The 14,869-nt window shown below is 69.3% G+C and carries 18 protein-coding genes; 3 read left to right on the top strand and 15 right to left on the bottom strand.

Features of this window, described 5'->3' with window-relative positions; translation table 11 throughout:
* Positions 1-266: 266 nt before the first annotated feature.
* Positions 267-2,231 carry an acetate--CoA ligase gene (gene acs / locus ACFY29_RS13165; protein WP_386985687.1) on the bottom strand — a complete coding sequence of 655 codons (1,965 nt, stop codon included), beginning with the start codon at positions 2,229-2,231 and terminating at the stop codon, positions 267-269.
* Positions 2,232-2,699: 468 nt separating this feature from the next.
* Between acs and ACFY29_RS13160 the strand changes: the two genes are divergently transcribed.
* On the top strand, positions 2,700-3,446 hold the full coding sequence (locus ACFY29_RS13160; RefSeq protein WP_355600599.1) for an oxidoreductase: 747 nt from the start codon (positions 2,700-2,702) through the stop codon (positions 3,444-3,446).
* Positions 3,447-3,551: 105 nt separating this feature from the next.
* Here ACFY29_RS13160 and ACFY29_RS13155 read toward each other — a convergent pair whose 3' ends face one another.
* The 13 genes from ACFY29_RS13155 to ACFY29_RS13095 form a co-directional block, all read right to left on the bottom strand.
* Positions 3,552-4,355: an HAD-IB family hydrolase gene (locus ACFY29_RS13155; protein ID WP_328422683.1), complete on the bottom strand. Its 804-nt coding sequence runs from the start codon at positions 4,353-4,355 to the stop codon at positions 3,552-3,554.
* 351 nt (positions 4,356-4,706) lie between these two features.
* Positions 4,707-5,978: a tyrosine-type recombinase/integrase gene (locus ACFY29_RS13150; RefSeq protein ID WP_386985685.1), complete on the bottom strand. Its 1,272-nt coding sequence runs from the start codon at positions 5,976-5,978 to the stop codon at positions 4,707-4,709.
* Complete coding sequence (locus ACFY29_RS13145; RefSeq protein WP_386985683.1) at positions 5,978-6,247, bottom strand: helix-turn-helix domain-containing protein; 270 nt, start codon at positions 6,245-6,247, stop codon at positions 5,978-5,980. The genes ACFY29_RS13150 and ACFY29_RS13145 overlap by 1 nt, the downstream gene beginning before the upstream one ends.
* A 30-nt stretch (positions 6,248-6,277) precedes the next feature.
* The gene (locus ACFY29_RS13140) at positions 6,278-8,080 is read right to left on the bottom strand and encodes a replication initiator (RefSeq protein ID WP_386985681.1); all 1,803 of its coding nucleotides are present in this window, start codon (positions 8,078-8,080) and stop codon (positions 6,278-6,280) included.
* Complete coding sequence (locus ACFY29_RS13135; protein ID WP_386985679.1) at positions 8,080-8,346, bottom strand: hypothetical protein; 267 nt, start codon at positions 8,344-8,346, stop codon at positions 8,080-8,082. Before ACFY29_RS13135 ends, ACFY29_RS13140 begins: the two co-directional genes overlap by 1 nt.
* A complete protein-coding gene (locus ACFY29_RS13130; protein WP_386985677.1) occupies positions 8,343-9,038 on the bottom strand; it encodes a hypothetical protein in 696 nt (231 codons plus the stop codon). The genes ACFY29_RS13135 and ACFY29_RS13130 overlap by 4 nt, the downstream gene beginning before the upstream one ends.
* A complete protein-coding gene (locus ACFY29_RS13125) occupies positions 9,038-9,442 on the bottom strand; it encodes an RRQRL motif-containing zinc-binding protein (protein WP_386985676.1) in 405 nt (134 codons plus the stop codon). The genes ACFY29_RS13130 and ACFY29_RS13125 overlap by 1 nt, the downstream gene beginning before the upstream one ends.
* On the bottom strand, positions 9,439-9,738 hold the full coding sequence (locus tag ACFY29_RS13120; RefSeq protein WP_386985674.1) for a hypothetical protein: 300 nt from the start codon (positions 9,736-9,738) through the stop codon (positions 9,439-9,441). Before ACFY29_RS13120 ends, ACFY29_RS13125 begins: the two co-directional genes overlap by 4 nt.
* Positions 9,735-10,175, bottom strand: coding sequence for a hypothetical protein (locus ACFY29_RS13115; protein WP_386985673.1), 441 nt, complete (start codon positions 10,173-10,175; stop codon positions 9,735-9,737). Before ACFY29_RS13115 ends, ACFY29_RS13120 begins: the two co-directional genes overlap by 4 nt.
* Positions 10,176-10,261: 86 nt before the next feature.
* A complete protein-coding gene (locus tag ACFY29_RS13110) occupies positions 10,262-10,471 on the bottom strand; it encodes a hypothetical protein (RefSeq protein WP_386985671.1) in 210 nt (69 codons plus the stop codon).
* Complete coding sequence (locus tag ACFY29_RS13105) at positions 10,468-11,334, bottom strand: FtsK/SpoIIIE domain-containing protein (RefSeq protein WP_386985669.1); 867 nt, start codon at positions 11,332-11,334, stop codon at positions 10,468-10,470. The genes ACFY29_RS13110 and ACFY29_RS13105 overlap by 4 nt, the downstream gene beginning before the upstream one ends.
* An 82-nt stretch (positions 11,335-11,416) precedes the next feature.
* Positions 11,417-12,301 carry a hypothetical protein gene (locus tag ACFY29_RS13100; RefSeq protein WP_386985667.1) on the bottom strand — a complete coding sequence of 295 codons (885 nt, stop codon included), beginning with the start codon at positions 12,299-12,301 and terminating at the stop codon, positions 11,417-11,419.
* Between the two features lie 283 nt (positions 12,302-12,584).
* Entirely contained in the window at positions 12,585-12,905 is a 321-nt protein-coding gene (locus tag ACFY29_RS13095; RefSeq protein ID WP_089021118.1) for a hypothetical protein, read from the bottom strand.
* A 233-nt stretch (positions 12,906-13,138) separates the two neighbouring features.
* On the opposite strand from ACFY29_RS13095, the gene ACFY29_RS13090 reads away from it, so the two are divergent.
* Together ACFY29_RS13090 and ACFY29_RS13085 are read left to right on the top strand one after the other, a co-directional pair.
* Complete coding sequence (locus tag ACFY29_RS13090) at positions 13,139-13,840, top strand: XRE family transcriptional regulator (RefSeq protein WP_386985666.1); 702 nt, start codon at positions 13,139-13,141, stop codon at positions 13,838-13,840.
* Positions 13,841-13,844: 4 nt separating this feature from the next.
* Complete coding sequence (locus tag ACFY29_RS13085) at positions 13,845-14,315, top strand: NUDIX domain-containing protein (protein WP_386985664.1); 471 nt, start codon at positions 13,845-13,847, stop codon at positions 14,313-14,315.
* Here the strand turns inward: ACFY29_RS13085 and ACFY29_RS13080 are convergent.
* Positions 14,303-14,869 carry an HD domain-containing protein gene (locus ACFY29_RS13080; RefSeq protein WP_386985662.1) on the bottom strand — a complete coding sequence of 189 codons (567 nt, stop codon included), beginning with the start codon at positions 14,867-14,869 and terminating at the stop codon, positions 14,303-14,305. The genes ACFY29_RS13085 and ACFY29_RS13080 overlap by 13 nt on opposite strands.

Below are 14,869 nucleotides of genomic sequence, written 5' to 3'. Positions count from 1 at the left end.
GCCGCTCCGTTTCTCGGGCATGGGGAGGAGGACGTGGGGCGCCGACCATCGATGTGATGAACGTCGAACTGTCCCAACCTGCGTGAACCTAAATCACAACTGGCCGAAAGGACAGAGGCGACCCGCTGCCTGTGTCCGTTCAGCTTTTCCGGGCTCATCCGACTGACCGATGTGACACTGGTGGGGCTGTGTGGGTCGTACCCGTAAGAAATAGCGGAGGGTGGCGGTCCGCACGGACCGCCACCCTCCGGTGTGTACGCCTGCTGTCAGTCCTCGTCGGACTTCGTGCCGCTCATCCCGGAGGAGATCAGCTCCATCACGGACGAGTCCTGCAACGTGGTCACGTCGCCCAGTGACCGGTGCTCCGCGACGTCCCGCAGCAACCGGCGCATGATCTTGCCCGAGCGGGTCTTCGGCAGCTCCGGCACCAGCATGATCTGCCGGGGCTTGGCGATCGGGCCGAGCGTCTTCGACACGTGGTTACGCAGGTCGGCGATCAGCTTCTCGCCCGCCTCGCCGGCGATGTCGGTGCTGCCGCGTGGAATGGCGAACGCGACGATCGCCTGACCGGTGGTCGGGTCGGTCGCGCCCACGACCGCCGCCTCGGCCACCGACGGGTGCGACACCAGCGCCGACTCCACCTCGGTGGTGGAGATGTTGTGCCCGGACACCAGCATCACGTCGTCGACCCGGCCGAGCAGCCAGATGTGCCCGTCGTCGTCCTTCTTCGCCCCGTCACCGGCGAAGTACATGCCCTCGAACCGGCTCCAGTACGTCTCGATGAACCGGTTGTCGTCACCCCAGATGGTGCGCAGCATCGACGGCCACGGCTCGCGCAGCACCAGGTAGCCGCCACCGCCGTTGGGCACCGACTGGCCCTGGTCGTCCACCACGTCGGCCACGATGCCCGGCAGCGGGGTCATCGCCGAGCCCGGCTTGGCGGCGGTCACCCCGGGCAGCGGAGAGATCATGATGGCGCCCGTCTCGGTCTGCCACCAGGTGTCCACGACAGGCAGCTCACCCCGGCCGATGTGCTGCCGGTACCAGATCCACGCCTCCGGGTTGATCGGCTCGCCGACGCTGCCCAGCAGGCGCAGCGAGGACAGGTCGAAGCCGGCCGGGATGTCGTCGCCCCACTTCATCATCGTCCGGATCAGGGTGGGAGCGGTGTAGAGGATGGTGACGCCGTACTTGTCGACGATCTCCCAGAACCGGCCCTTGTTCGGGGTGTCCGGGGTGCCCTCGTACATCACCTGGGTGACGCCGTTGGAGAGCGGGCCGTACACGATGTAGGAGTGGCCGGTGACCCAGCCGATGTCGGCGGTGCACCAGTAGACGTCCGTCTCCGGCTTCAGGTCGAAGACCGCGTTCGCCGTGTACGACGTCTGGGTGAGGTACCCACCGGTGGTGTGCAGGATGCCCTTCGGCCGGGCCGTGGTGCCGCTGGTGTAGAGGATGAACAGCGGGTGCTCGGCGTCGAACGGCTGCGCGGTGTGCTCGGCCGAAGCGGTCTCCACCGTCTCGTGCCACCAGTGGTCCTTCGACGACCAGGCCACCTCCTCGCCGGTGCGGCGGACCACCAGGACGTGCTCGATCGACGGGCAGTTCGCCACCGCCTCGTCCACGGTCGGCTTCAGCGCCGACGGCTTGCCCCGCCGGTAACCGCCGTCCGCGGTGATCACCACCTTGGCGCTGGCGTCCTGGATCCGGTTGCTCAGCGAGTCGGCCGAGAAGCCGCCGAAGACCACGCTGTGCGCCGCGCCGATCCGGGCGCAGGCCAGCATCGCGACCGCCGCCTCCGGGATCATCGGCATGTAAATCGCCACCCGGTCGCCGGCGGTGACACCCAGGTCGGTGAGCGCGTTCGCCGCCCGGCAGGTCAGCTCGTGCAGGTCGGCGTAGGTGAGAGTGCGGGTATCGCCGGGCTCGCCCTCCCAGTGGATGGCGACCTTGTCGCCCCGACCCGCCTCGACGTGCCGGTCCAGGCAGTTGTACGCCACGTTGAGCTGCCCACCGACGAACCACTTCGCGAACGGCGGGTTCGACCAGTCGAGCACCTCGTCCCACTTCTTCGACCAGGCCAGCCGGTCGGCCTGCTTCGCCCAGAACGCGAGCCGGTCGGCGTCCGCCTCGGCGTAGGCGTCGGCGGTGACGTTGGCGTGCGCGGCGAGCTCGGCCGGCGGGGGGAACTGGCGCGTCTCGTTCAGCAGATTGGCCAATGCCTCGCTCATGCCGTGACTCCTCGTCCTCGGGTGACCTGCGTCTCGCTGGGCACGAGGGTAGTCGCGGTGGTCCCGGCTCGCGACGGCTGCCCGCTCCGTCGCGCCGAGCGGCCCCCGCCGCGCGCCCGGCGGCCCTCGCGACGGTGCCTGCGCCGCGCGACCGTGCCCGCCGGGCCGGTCCGCGTGGTCAGCCTGCGTCGGGCGGCCGTGCGCGCGGTCCGCGTGGCCGGCGTGCGTCGGGCGGTCGTGCCCGCCTGCGTCGTGCGGCCGTACTCGCGTGGCCGGTCTGCGTCGTGGGCCTTGATCGACACGAGGTCGGGGATGTCGCGGTATCCGGCGGTTGGAACCCCCCGTTATCGGCGACATGGTGTTGGCCTTGCCCTGCCCGAGGGGGCGCGGCCGCGCCGGGCGGTGGCCGGGGTCGCGTTGCGGCCGGGTGCGGCTCGGGAGGTCGGGACGGGTCGCTAGCGTGGCGGGGTGACCACGGACCCGCTCGCCCCGCTGCTCGCGCTCGCCGACATCTCCACCGCCGTCGAGCGGGCCCGCGAGCGGTTCGACCAGGCACTCGGGCACCGCGCGCTGCGCCGGCACGGCGGCCAGGTCGCGGCCGAGGTCAGCCTCCGGTCCGCGGTGGCCAGCGCCGCTCTCGAGGGGTACGCCCACGAGCGCGAAGCCGTCCGGAGCGGCACGGTCACCGACCCGGTGCTCCAGGGGGCGCTACGGGTCGCCGGGGCGCTGCCCGGGCTGAGCGAGCTCTGGCCGAAGGCCCCCCGACAGGCCCTCGCGAAGCTGCACGTACTCGCTGCCCGGGACATGGTGCCGGAGGACGAACTGGGCCGACCGGTCGCCGACCCGGTGGTCGCCGCCCGGCTGGACGGGCTGGCCGGGCTGGTCGCCGGCGGCACCAAGGTCTCGCCGCTGGTGCTCGCCGCCGTGGTCCACGGGGAACTGCTGAACCTGCGCCCGTTCGCCGGCCCGTCCGGCGTGGTGGCCCGCGGTGCCGCGCGCCTGGTGCTGCTCGCCAGCGGCCTCGACCCGCGCGGCCTGCTTGCCGTCGACGTCGGGCACCGTGAGCGGGAGCCCGAGTACGTCGGCTCGGCCGGCGCCTTCGCCACCGGCACCCCGGATGGCCTGCGATCCTGGCTGCGCCACTACATGGCGGCCGTGGAGGTCGGTGCCGACCAGCTCACCGCCATCGGCGACGAGATCCTCGCCGCCGCCTGAGCTGCGCACCTGCGGCCGTCGATCATTTCGCTGTGCTGCCTCACAACGGGCGCAACACTGCCTGAGGCGACCACCGATTTGATGATCGCCCTCGTGGCGCGGAGGTCAGGCGGAGGCGGCGGCGCGGGTGCGACGGTGCCGGCCGTACCAAGCGATGCCGATGGCGACGCCCACGCCGACCCCCAGGGCCGCCGCGGCGACCGGGACGGCGGGCCGCTCCCGCAGCCGACGGCCCAGCGGGATCGGGTGCCGGAACTCCAGGACCGGCCAGGCGTTCTCCGAGGCCAGCTTGCGCAGCTGCCGGTCCGGGTTCACCACGCTCGGGTGCCCGACGCACTCCAGCAGGGGGCGGTCGCTGTACGAGTCGGAGTAGGCGTACGAGTCGGCCAGGTCGTAGCCCCGAGCGGCGGCCAGCTCGCCGACCGCCTCGACCTTGCTCGGGCCGGCCGCGTAGAACTCGACCTCACCGCTGTACCGGCCGTCCCGCACCGTCATCCGCGTGGCGATCACGTCGGTCACCCCGAGCAGCTCGCCGATCGGCCGGACCATCTCCTCGCCGGAGGCGGAGACCAGCACCACGTCCCGGCCGGCCGCCTGATGCTCCTCGATCAGCGCGGCGGCCTCGGCGTACACGTAGGGGTTGATGAGCTCGTGCAGTGTCTCCGCGACGATCTGGCGGACCTGTTCCACCTGCCAGCCCTTGCAGAGCGCAGCCAGGTAGTCCCGTGTTCGGGCCATGGTCTGCTCGTCGGTGCCGCCCAGCCGGAACATCAGCTGCGCGTACGCCGACTTGACCACGTCACGCCGGGTGATCAGCCCGTCCCGGTAGAACGGCCGACCGAACGCCAGGGCGCTCGACTTGGCGATGACGGTCTTGTCCAGATCGAAGAAAGCGGCACTTCGGCCCACGGCGCGAAAGTCTAGCCGGATGGTCTATCGTCGGCGGGTGCCCGGGGTCACGCCACCCCTCGGACCTGCGGGCCGGCACCACCACCTCCACTCGGCGTGACCGTGCTCACACTTTGCGAGGAGATTTTCGCGCTGAGTGGGGTCGACACCACTCGACGTGACGGGCCCGCTCAGGCAGACTTGTCCGCACGACGAGTTTTCATATCTCCGAAAACAGACAGACCCTCGGCGGTTGCACCCCCCGTAACCGCTGAGTGGTTCGGCTCGACCCCCCCGGAGCCGAACCTCCGACGACCCCCGTCTCCCCCCGACGGGGGTCGTCCCTTTCCCGGGTGAGCGCGCCACAGCAGCTCACAGGTCGTCTCCCTGCCCGTCCAGGCCGTCCAGGGACGGCGTTCCGGCCGCAGGAGGCAGCAGGGAGGCAGCAGAGCCGTCGAACGCCTCCAGCACGCGAGCGGCGTAGTCGTCCGGGGTGTGGGTGTACCGGTTGAGCGTCGTCGACGCCTGCTCGTGGCCCATGACCCGCTGCACCAGGTTGATCGGGACGCCGTCGGTGACCAGCCAGGTGGCGTAGGCGTGCCGCAGGTCGTGAAACCGCATCCCGCCGGCAGCCTTGGCAGCGACACAGGCGATGGCCTCCCGTTCGGTGGTGAACTCGGCCAACCACTCGATGCCCTCCAGATCGGGCCAGGTCGCGCGGTACCGGTGCGGACCAGTGTTGGCGATCTGGCCGAGCAGGCCCGCGCGGACGAGCGAGGGCAGCCAGATCCGACGCCGGAAGTTCGACCGGCGCAGTGGGCGCCCTACCCGGTCGCGGAAGACCAGGGCGCGCGGGTGCGGATCGTCGGTGGCGGCGTGCAGCTCGCGGAGCGCGGCCAAGAGGAAGCCGGGCAGCGGCACGGTCCGGACCCCGGCACGGCTCTTCGGGTACGGACGCAGCACGATCCCGCCGTGCGTCTCCTCGGCCACCTGGACCACCCGCAGCGATGCTCGGTCGAGGTCGACCGACGACCACGTCAGCCCGGCGCACTCACCCCAGCGCAGGCCGGCCCCGGCGGCGGTGGACACGATCGCCCGGTGTCGGGGCGGGACGGCGGGTAGCAGCCGGCCGAGGAAGTCCTCCCGGCTGATCGTGACCGGCTTGACGTCGCGGGACCGGTCACGCGGCAGCTTCACCCCTTCGGCCGGGTTGGTGGCGATCAGCCGCGCCTGAACCGCCGTGCGGAGGATCATCGACAGCAGTTGGTAGCACTTGGCCACGGTGGCGGGGGCGAGGTCTCGACCGAGGCCAGTAACCCACTCCTGCACCGACATGAAGTCGACCTTGCCGAGCGGCCAGTCACCCCACTTCGGCAGGACGTGCGTGCGGAGCATGGAGGCGGTCCGCTCGCTGGTACGCGCCTCGACGGCCCGGGTGGCGAGCCACTGCTGAGCGAAGTCACCGAAGCGGGTACGACCGGCGTGCGGGTTGACGTAGGTGCCCCGGTTCAGGCTGCCTTCAACGTCTGCCAGGAACGCGCTGGCCTCTCGCTTCGTGCGGAAGCTCTTGGACTTCTGGTCACCGGCAGGGTCACGCCAGCAGGCGCGAAAGGTGCCGGCCGGGGTCTTGCGGACGAAGCCCATCAGTGCCTCCGCCCGTGCTCGGTGCCGGTGGCGGGTTGCTCGTTGACGCCATCGAGCCAGGCGTGAAATCGGGCGCGCGGGATGAGCCAACGACCGCCGAGGCGAGTGGCGGGGATCGTTCCGTCGCGGACGAGGGCGTAGGTGCTCCCGAGCGAGATGCCGAGCAGCTTGGCGACTTCCCGGACGGTGTAGGTGACCGGCTCGACGACGACCGTCCCGGTGCGAGGGACGAGCCGAACAACCGGGCTGGGTCGGGCGGTGGTGCTCATGACGGGGTGACCTCCTCAGGTCTGTCGGGGTCAGGCAGCAGCCGACACGGTGCCGGCAGGGGTGGTGCCGAGTTCGTGGGCGAGTTCTTCGCGGCCCGTCGTTCGTCGCTCGCGTGCCATGGCGGCGGCGCTGTTGGCGAGCAGTGCGTCTCCGGTGGTATGCCAGCCGACTCCGGCGAAGGTGAGGGTGCCGACGATGAGCGTGGTGTGGTCTTCGTCGAGGTGGTCGACGGCGCGGAGGGTGCCGGGCTGCTCGTCGGCCTGGTCCTGGTGCTCGTGGCGTCGGTAGCTGACGCGGGTGTCGCGCAGGAGTTGGAAGGTGACGGAGTAGCGGCGGGCTTTGGTGAGGAAGTGGCCGCCGAAGCCGAGCATGTGAGCCCACCGCCGCAGCCGGGCGTAAGGGTTGCCAGTCGCTGGTTTCGTCGGTTCGGCGTCAAGGCTGGCTTGACGGTGGGCGACGCAGACGGGGCAGACGGCGTAGCGGGTGTGGGTGCCGCAGTCGGGGCACTCCCAGCGGTCGACGAAGCCGGGTGCGGGCCGGTGGTCCCGGGGCCGTTCCGAGAGGGGCACGGGTGTGCTGGTGGGTCGGCCGGTGTGCCAGCAGGCGTCGATGAGGCGGGCGGTGTGGTCGCCGTCGGGGTCGGCGTAGTCGCCGATGCTGTCGGCGTCGAGCCTGACGGAGCGGTGCCCGGTTACCTCGGTGCTTTTGGTGGCGTACTTGGCAAGGTAGCCGGCGACCATGCTGTCGGTGACCTCACCGTCTCCGGTCAGGCTGATCGGGCGGATGTCGAGGCCCTTGTCCGGGTCACCCCAGGCGATCGACCAACCTCCGGGCTGGTCGGGGTGGGTCGGGCTGGCGAAGGAGACGTGCTCGACGGCGGCCCGGATCGCGTCGTCAAGGTCAGCGACGGTGAAGGCGGCTGGCGGTGGGATGACGGCGGTCGAGTCGTCTGGGTGGACGCCGTCGAGGCGCACCAGGGCGTGAAAGTGCACCGCCCCGCGTGCCTGAAACTCGGCCACCTTCCCGTGAGACAGCCGAACCGGGGCGACGGTGCGGGTGTTGCCCGAGGCGGTGACGACCTGGACGCGGGGAATGCCCCGGCGGCGGGCAACCTTGGCGAGGTGGCGTTCCGCGGCTTGCTTGGTGCGGTGCCACAGCTCACCGGAGAACAGGTTCCACACGACCTGGTGGGTGTGGTCGTAGCAGTCCAGGCACAACGGCTGACCGAGCGCCTGGTCCCCGGCTTCATGTCTGGCCCAGCAGACGGCGGGTCGGCCGTGCTCGCACAGGCCGGTGTCGCGGCGAGCGTGGCACGGCTCGGGCCGGCAGTCACAGCGTTTGCGGTTGCGGCAGGTGTGCCGCTTGACGGCGCGGACGTGCACGGTGCCGAATGACGGGGCGGTGAAGGTGGCGAACACGGCCGGATGTTGGGCGACCGTCTTCGGGATGCCTTTGCCGCCGATGAGACCGGCGCGTAGGAGCTGAAAGGCGTCGCGTTGGTAGGTGTGGGCGCAGGCGGGGCAGACGGTGGCGCGGCGGTTGCCGCAGGCGGTGTAGATGGCGGCGTCGGGCATGGCGTCGGTGTGCCGCTGGTCCAGGACACGGCCCGTCGACTGTTCGACGGTGAGGAGTTGCCCGGCGAGGCGGATCGGGCGGGTGCAGCCGGCGGCGGCGCGGACGTGTTCCAGCCACCCGAAGTAGTCGGGTTTGGCGGCGCGGGTGAAGGCGGAGCCTTCGGCGGTGTAGTCGTAGACGGGGGTGATGGTGTCGGCGTTCGAGCCCACACCCCGGGCCGTGGTGGTCCGGGGTGTGAGGTCCAGCGTCGAGGCCATCAGCCGCGAGCCTCGGTGAGGTCGCGGGTGGTGATGGTGCGTTCGGTGACGATGACCCGGCAGGCGCCGCATTGGCGCTTGGCCGGTTCGTGTCGACGGCAGGGGATCAGGGCGGTGGTGTTGCCGCAGTGGATGGTGACCGGTGCGCGGCAGGGTCCGCCGGGGATGACGTCGACGAGGGTCCGGCGGATGTCGAACGGGTGCGCGTCGGCGAAGGCGGGGCAGGTGTGGGTGACCTGCTCGATGTCGACCAGGTAGATGGTCATCGGACACCACCGATGGTGGCCAGGAGCTGTCCGGCGACGGCCGGGGTGATGTCGAGCCGGTCGGCCAGCTCGGCGGGGGTGATAGGTGCTCCGGTGGCTTGTTCGTGTTGCACGGCCGCGAAGCGGGCCGGGGGCAGCAGATGCGTCGGGACGGGCACGGGCTCCGGTTCGACTGCCGGCTCGGGCACCGGGGTGATGGCCGCCGGTGGTGCCGGCTCGGTGGTGAGCTGCTCGGCCACCCGGACGCGGATCGGCTCGACCGACTTAGCGGTCGGCGGTAGGTGCTCCGGCGTCGGTGCCGGGGCGAGAACGAGTTTGACCAGAGCCATGAACGCCAGCGCGGGAACAGCCGACAGGAGCCACCCGGACGGGCCGGGCTTGGCAACGGCGAGTTGCGCGGCCAGAGACAGACCAGCGGCGGCGATGAGCAGGACCATCGGATAGCCGATGGGAGCGCCGGCCCGGCGACGTCGGCGGATGGTCAGCAGGGCGGCGATGGGGACGAGTTCGGAGATGACGGCGTTGGCCCAGCCGAACCATCCCGGGGTGTTGGCGGGGCTGTTGGCCATGGTCCAGTCGTGGACGTGGGTGAAGGAGGCGGCACCAGCGGAGCCGCCGACGGCGATGAGGATGAGGACGAGGACCATGCCCTCCAGGCGGGTGCCGGCGCTGGTCGGATTGGTCGCGGGCATCAGTGGCCTCCGTGGCAGTCGAGGCAGCAGCCGTAGCGGCGGGGGATGTAGTAGGGCTTCACCTGCTGGCAGACACCGCAGGTGCGGCGAGCAAGCAGGGCTTTGGCGATGGCCTCCCGCTGCGCGGGCGTTGCGGTGCGCTTGGGTGCGGCGAGGTCGGTGCGGTAGAGGTAGGCGACCCGGCGGTCTTTGCGGTGCCGCCAATAGATCTGGGCGACCGGGTCATGCCCTCCGGGGCGAAGGCCGGCGGCGCGGAGTTGCCGCAGGGTGGCCAGGCCGTCGGGTGCGCCGTGGTAGGGGAAGGTGGGGAACCCGTAGCGGGTGCCGAGCGGGTCGTAGAACTCGACCCGGATACCGGTGCGGTCGGCCAGGTTGTCGAGGTCGACGCTGCGGAGGCCGCTCATGGCTTGTCTCCCCAGCGCTGTTGGGCGGCTTGGCGGGAGATGCCGAGACGCTGGCCGATTTCGGCCCAGGAGTAGCCGAAGGCCCGCAGGCCGATCACGGCGTCACCGATCGCGTCGTCGATGACCGATGACAGGGCGACCAGGTCGCGGAGTGCTTCGACGTCTCCGGCGGCGACGCGGCGACCGTGGGCGCGGATGATGCGCCGAGCGAAGCCGGTGAACTGGTCGTTCTCGACGACGTCCCGACGCCGCTGCCGAGGAAGGTTGGACGTCAAGGAGGCCTTGACGGTGCTCATGCGTTCTCACCCCCGACGGTCCGAAGGGAGTCCCACTCATTGGCAGCCGCCTGGAGGGCGGTGATGACCTGCTCGGCGGTGCGGGCAGGGTCGTCGTTCCACGAGTAGGGGGAGGTGTGCTCGTCGAGCAGGTAGCCGTCCTCGTCGATGTGGAAGACCGGGGCGGTGGTGTCGAGGTAGTCGACGAACACGCCCAGGGCGGCGAGGTAGTCGGCGAGGGCGTCGGGGTCGAGCTGGGAGAAGTGCTCCACCGTGTATCCGGCGCAGGCGATGCCGATAGCCCCGGCGGCGCAGGCCGGCGGGGTCGGGTTATCGGTGCTGTTGGCGTAGTAGGTGCCCTGGTGCCAGCCGTGCCGGCGCAGGTAGAGGGCAGCCATCCGCAGCAGGTCAGCAGGTGTGACCGGTACTGCGATGGGTGGGTTCTGGGTAGCCTTCATGGCAGCCACGTCCTTTCAGAAGGGCTTGGTGGGAGGTCGGCGGAACCGGTCTGCTTTCCAGGGCTTGAGCCGGTTCCGTCGGCCTATCAGGTGGTACGTAGCCGCAGGTAGCGGCGGTGCCGGTTGTCGTCACCCGGCATGCGGGTCGGCGCGGAGGCGTAGACGAGTCGGCCGCTTGCGGACGCGACCTGGACCATGGCGGCGATGTCCTCGGGACGGCCGATGACCCACAGTTCGGTGTATTGCGCGGCCCGCTGGTTGTTGGCGCGGGCGTAGGTGCGCTCTCTGGTGGTCATGCCGCCATCTCCCACTCGGTGGGGTTGACCGTCGGGACGGTGTTGGTGGGGCGGCGGGTCCAGGCGGCGTAGTCGGCGATGTTGTAGATGTCGGTGTCGGTGAGGTAGGCGGCCTTGATGCGGCGGGGAACGCCGCCTTCGGCCAGGAGGTAGGCCGCGCCCTGGTTGGTGGGTGAGATGTCGGAGGCGGTGTAGCCCTGCTCGGCCCAGCCCTGGCCGAGGATGATGTTTGAGCTGTTCAGCGAGGTGCAGCGGAACGCGGCCCGGTAGCCGAACAGGTCCCGCAACGAGGCGGGGATGATGTCCCACGACGGCCGCTGAGTCGCGGCGATGATGGGCATGCCGCAGGCACGGCCGAGGGAGACGAGCCCTCGCAGGAGGGTGGAGAACTCTTCCTGCTGTGCCTTGGTGCCGAGCACGGTGGAGAACATGGCGAGTTCGTCGATGATGGTGACGATGACCGACATGCCGTCGCCGTCGGCGAGCTTGCGGCGCCGGTTAGCGAGGAGCCAGGTGTAGCGGTTGGTGGCGACGACCAGGAGGCGACGCAGCACGTCGATGCCCTGGTCGATGTCGGGGCCGATGAACGCGTCGGCGAGGTCGCGCCAGGGGCCGAGTTCGACGAGTTTGGCGTCGAAGAGCACGAGGCGGGTGTTGTCGCACAGGGCGGCGTGGCCGCAGATGTTGTTGATCAGGCCGGACTTGCCGCCGCCGGGTTCGCCTGCGGTGAGCAGGTTGCGGTAGATGACGTCCAGGTAGACGGGTTGGCCGAACTCGTCGATCCCGATGAAGATCGGGTCGAACATCGACAGGCCAGGACCCACCGGCACCGCGTCAGCGGTGGTGGGAATCGTGGTGGTCATCGTTGCCCTCCTGGGCGTTGTGGGCGCGAGGAGCCACACGAACGAGCCGCAATGGCTCCTCGCATCCCGGGTTGGGCGTAGGTCAAATCCAGTCGGAGGTGTCGTCGTCCGGCATGGACGACGCGGAAGCCACGGGCTTGCTGCCGTTGGCAGTGGTGGCCGGCTTCTTCGCCGGCTTGCCCTGGGTGGGAAGGGTGATCGTCGGAGCGTCGACGTCCGGCAGATCCAGGGCGGTGGGAACCGTCATCGGCGATGCCGAGACAGGTGCGGCCGGGTCGATCACGTCGACCAGCGGAGAGGCGACGTGTGCGGTCAGCACCTCACGGCGCTTGATGTCGAACCGCAGGTAGGCGGCGTTGTTCTCCGAAGCGCGCTCGATGAGCACGGTGGAGGCGTGACAGGTGACCGCGATCTTGTCGAGGCGGCCTTCCAGGTCCTTGGCGGACAGGCCGGGTCGCAGGTAGACCCAGACCCGTTCGCCAACCGGGGTGGGACGTGCCCACAGGATCAGCGGCAGCGAACCTGACTGGTTGGCGATGATGAACTGCGCGAAGCAGACACGCAGCCGATGTCGCACCACGAGACACCAGGTCCAGGCGATGACCTGGCGGCGAACTGGCCGGATGGCGGCGGGAACGCCGACGATCAGGGCGACCACCAACAAGGTCACCAGGGTCGGAGTGTGGTTGGCCAGCTGCACCCACGCGGTGAGCAGCAGAACCGCCAAGGCGGTTTCGAGACTCCACCACCACAGCAGCCGGATAACCGGCCACACGCGGACAAGTAGCCAGACCAGGGCACCGGTCGGAACGCCGATCAGAGCACCGACGAACAGGGACACGATGGGGTGCCAGTAAGAAGCGGCCACCACGGCCGACAAAAGGCCGACGATGACCGCCGTCAGAATGAACGCCATCTTGGCGTTACGCGCGGAGGAACGGTGAACCTTGGCCTCGATGACCGTCACCGTTCCGGTTGACCTGCCGGCGAGCCGGCGAGGGCTAGACTTGGACACGACGAGTCCTCCCTTGCACGAGGGTGGATGAGTTGGAGGGCACGGGGTCGGCAGATGTAGGAGTCGGACCGACCCCGCGCCAGCTCTTACGGGGGATGCCACCACCACAGGTGATGACCGGCCGGGAACGTAGGAGTCGGAACCACTCCCGGACCTTGGATCTCAGATCAGCGGACCATCAGGCCGCTTTCGTGCGTCAGACACCAGGGCTCACACAGCGCGGTGAGCGAGGGACCTACTTGGCCGCCGAGTTACCAGCCTTCGGCTTCAGCGAGATCGCACGGAACGCGACGCCGTTACGCCCGTTGGTCGCCCACGGAATAGCCTCCAACTGCTCGACAGCGACGAGCTGTCCCACCGTCACACCCGGCTTCTCACCCGCCGTGGTGATGGTGATGATCTCGCCGCCAGTCTCGTCGAGCACGAAGACCTGGGTCGACCACATGAGCCGGCCAGTGTTCTTCTCCGACCGCTGATTGCCGTTCTGGTCGTTCTTCGGCTCCGGGTCCTTCGTCACCTGGACCTGCTTGCTCTGGGTGTCCACGTACAGCTTCACAACAAACCTCCTGGGTCTTGGGCCAGGTAATGAGCTAGTCCCCGGTGGACTCTTGCTCGTGGCCTCTGCGGATAAGGCTCCCGAAAAGCCAGGGACAGCCCATCCGATGGGCTGGACGACTATGGGACGTCTTGGCTACCATGAATGCGTCCCTAGTTGTCCCTTGAGGAGGATCGATGCCAAACGACCGGCTCCGCGATGCCATCCTGCGCAACGGCCTGACCCCTGTCGCGGTGGCCGAGAAGATCGGTGTCGACGCGAAGACCGTGGAACGGTGGATCACGCAGGATCGGACGCCGTACCCCCGTCACCGGCATGCGATCGCGGCGATGGTGCGGGAAGACGTGCCGTACCTGTGGCCGGACGCGGTGACTCCGGAGAAGGCGTCGAGAATCGGGCAGAGCGAGATGGTCCAGCTCTACACCCGGCGCTCCGCCGTGCCGTATGACCTCTGGCGTCGCCTGATCGAACGGGCAGAGAAGCGGATCGACGTGCTGGCCTACGCCGGCCTGTTCCTCGTGGAGCAGGACCGGAGGCTGGTCGACACGCTGCGTCAAAAGGCTGTCGACGGCGTCGCGGTGACGATCCTGCTCGGGGACCCGACCAGCGAGGCGATCGAGCGAAAGAGCGTCGAGGAGGGTGCGCCGGGTGTGATGGCGGCGAAGATCCGCCAGGTTCAGCAGTACTACAAACGGCTTGACGGTGTGCCCGGGGTGAAGGTCCGTTACCACGACACGACCCTCTACAACTCGATCTATCGCTTTGATGAAGAGATGTTGGTGAACATGCATGTGCTCGGGTTTCCGGCGCCACACGCGCCAGTGATGCACCTGCGCAGGCTCAACGGAGGCGACCTGTTCGGCACGTACGCCGACAGTTTCGACCGGGTCTTGGCTGTCTCGACCACTCAGCCACGCGGCGAGGTGGCAGCCTAAGAGCATGGCGAGAACGGAGCACTACCACGACCCGAGCGCGCCGAAGGCCAACAGCATCGTCGTCGCCGTCTCCGTCTTCGTGCGAGACGAACACGGGCGGGTGCTGCTCATTCAGCGCGCCGACAACGGCCTATGGTCGCTGCCCGGTGGCGGCCAGGAGATCGGCGAGTCGGTCGCGGAGACGGCAGTCCGGGAGACTCACGAGGAGACCGGCATCAGCGTCGAGGTGTCCGGGATGGTTGGTGTCTACTCCGACCCCGGTCACGTCATCGAGTACTCAGACGGCGAGGTACGGCAGCAGTTCTCGCTCTGCTTTAGTGCCGTACCGGTGAGCGGCATACCGACCCCGAGCGACGAGTCACATGACGTCCGGTGGGTGGCCCGCGACGAGCTGGCCGCGCTCGACATCCACCCGTCGACCCTGCTCCGCATCACTCACGGCTACGAGGAGCGCCCCGAGCCCTATATCGGCTGATGGGCGCTGTCGGCGAGCAGACGTTGAGTCCGCCGGACGGCAGCAACCATCTCCGGTTCTGCCCGGCTGATGAATCGGGTAACCAGGTGCTCCGACCCGTACCGTGATCGAATCTCTGCCAGCCGCTCCAACACCTCGAAATCCTGGCCATCCGGCCCGGTCGTCATGTCCGAGCTGCAGAGAGCGTCGGTCACCGCGGTTTCCTCCCGAGGGAACTCGGCAGCCAGAACCTCGCCGAGCCCACGCTCCTCAGCTTCCAGCCACGCACAGGAGTGATGAGCCACCAGGGCGGCAATCCGCTCGTTGAACCGCTCACGACGCAGCCAACGGCCACCATCCAGCGAGTGGAAGCCGGTGTCGACCAGGTCGGGACTGTAGCCCACATCGTGCAGCCACGCCGACGCTACAAGCACCTCGCGATCCTCGGCCGGAACCGCTGCGCTGATCCTGTCCGCCTTGGCAGCGACCGCCTGGACGTGACTCCACCGACGGGGCAACGGCGTCTCCAACAGGTGTCGTGCAACTTCCCGGGCGGTGTCGACGAGGGCGGCCAT

It is taken from the genome of Micromonospora sp. NPDC000668 (genome assembly GCF_042897975.1).
Classification (GTDB): domain Bacteria; phylum Actinomycetota; class Actinomycetes; order Mycobacteriales; family Micromonosporaceae; genus Micromonospora.
Note: the sequence above shows the minus strand (reverse complement) of the source record. Positions and strands in the feature narration are given on the sequence as shown.

What these genes read in the sequence shown, in the direction of transcription:
- acs (WP_386985687.1), bottom strand. Translation starts at nt 2,231, where the DNA reads ATGAGCGAGGCATTGGCCAATCTGCTGAACGAGACGCGCCAGTTCCCC.
- ACFY29_RS13105 (WP_386985669.1), bottom strand. Translation starts at nt 11,334, where the DNA reads ATGACCACCACGATTCCCACCACCGCTGACGCGGTGCCGGTGGGTCCT.
- ACFY29_RS13125 (WP_386985676.1), bottom strand. Translation starts at nt 9,442, where the DNA reads ATGAGCGGCCTCCGCAGCGTCGACCTCGACAACCTGGCCGACCGCACC.
- ACFY29_RS13140 (WP_386985681.1), bottom strand. Translation starts at nt 8,080, where the DNA reads ATGGCCTCGACGCTGGACCTCACACCCCGGACCACCACGGCCCGGGGT.
- ACFY29_RS13085 (WP_386985664.1), top strand. Translation starts at nt 13,845, where the DNA reads ATGGCGAGAACGGAGCACTACCACGACCCGAGCGCGCCGAAGGCCAAC.
- ACFY29_RS13150 (WP_386985685.1), bottom strand. Translation starts at nt 5,978, where the DNA reads ATGGGCTTCGTCCGCAAGACCCCGGCCGGCACCTTTCGCGCCTGCTGG.
- ACFY29_RS13145 (WP_386985683.1), bottom strand. Translation starts at nt 6,247, where the DNA reads ATGAGCACCACCGCCCGACCCAGCCCGGTTGTTCGGCTCGTCCCTCGC.
- ACFY29_RS13080 (WP_386985662.1), bottom strand. Translation starts at nt 14,869, where the DNA reads ATGGCCGCCCTCGTCGACACCGCCCGGGAAGTTGCACGACACCTGTTG.
- ACFY29_RS13110 (WP_386985671.1), bottom strand. Translation starts at nt 10,471, where the DNA reads ATGACCACCAGAGAGCGCACCTACGCCCGCGCCAACAACCAGCGGGCC.
- ACFY29_RS13130 (WP_386985677.1), bottom strand. Translation starts at nt 9,038, where the DNA reads ATGCCCGCGACCAATCCGACCAGCGCCGGCACCCGCCTGGAGGGCATG.
- ACFY29_RS13120 (WP_386985674.1), bottom strand. Translation starts at nt 9,738, where the DNA reads ATGAGCACCGTCAAGGCCTCCTTGACGTCCAACCTTCCTCGGCAGCGG.
- ACFY29_RS13115 (WP_386985673.1), bottom strand. Translation starts at nt 10,175, where the DNA reads ATGAAGGCTACCCAGAACCCACCCATCGCAGTACCGGTCACACCTGCT.
- ACFY29_RS13135 (WP_386985679.1), bottom strand. Translation starts at nt 8,346, where the DNA reads ATGACCATCTACCTGGTCGACATCGAGCAGGTCACCCACACCTGCCCC.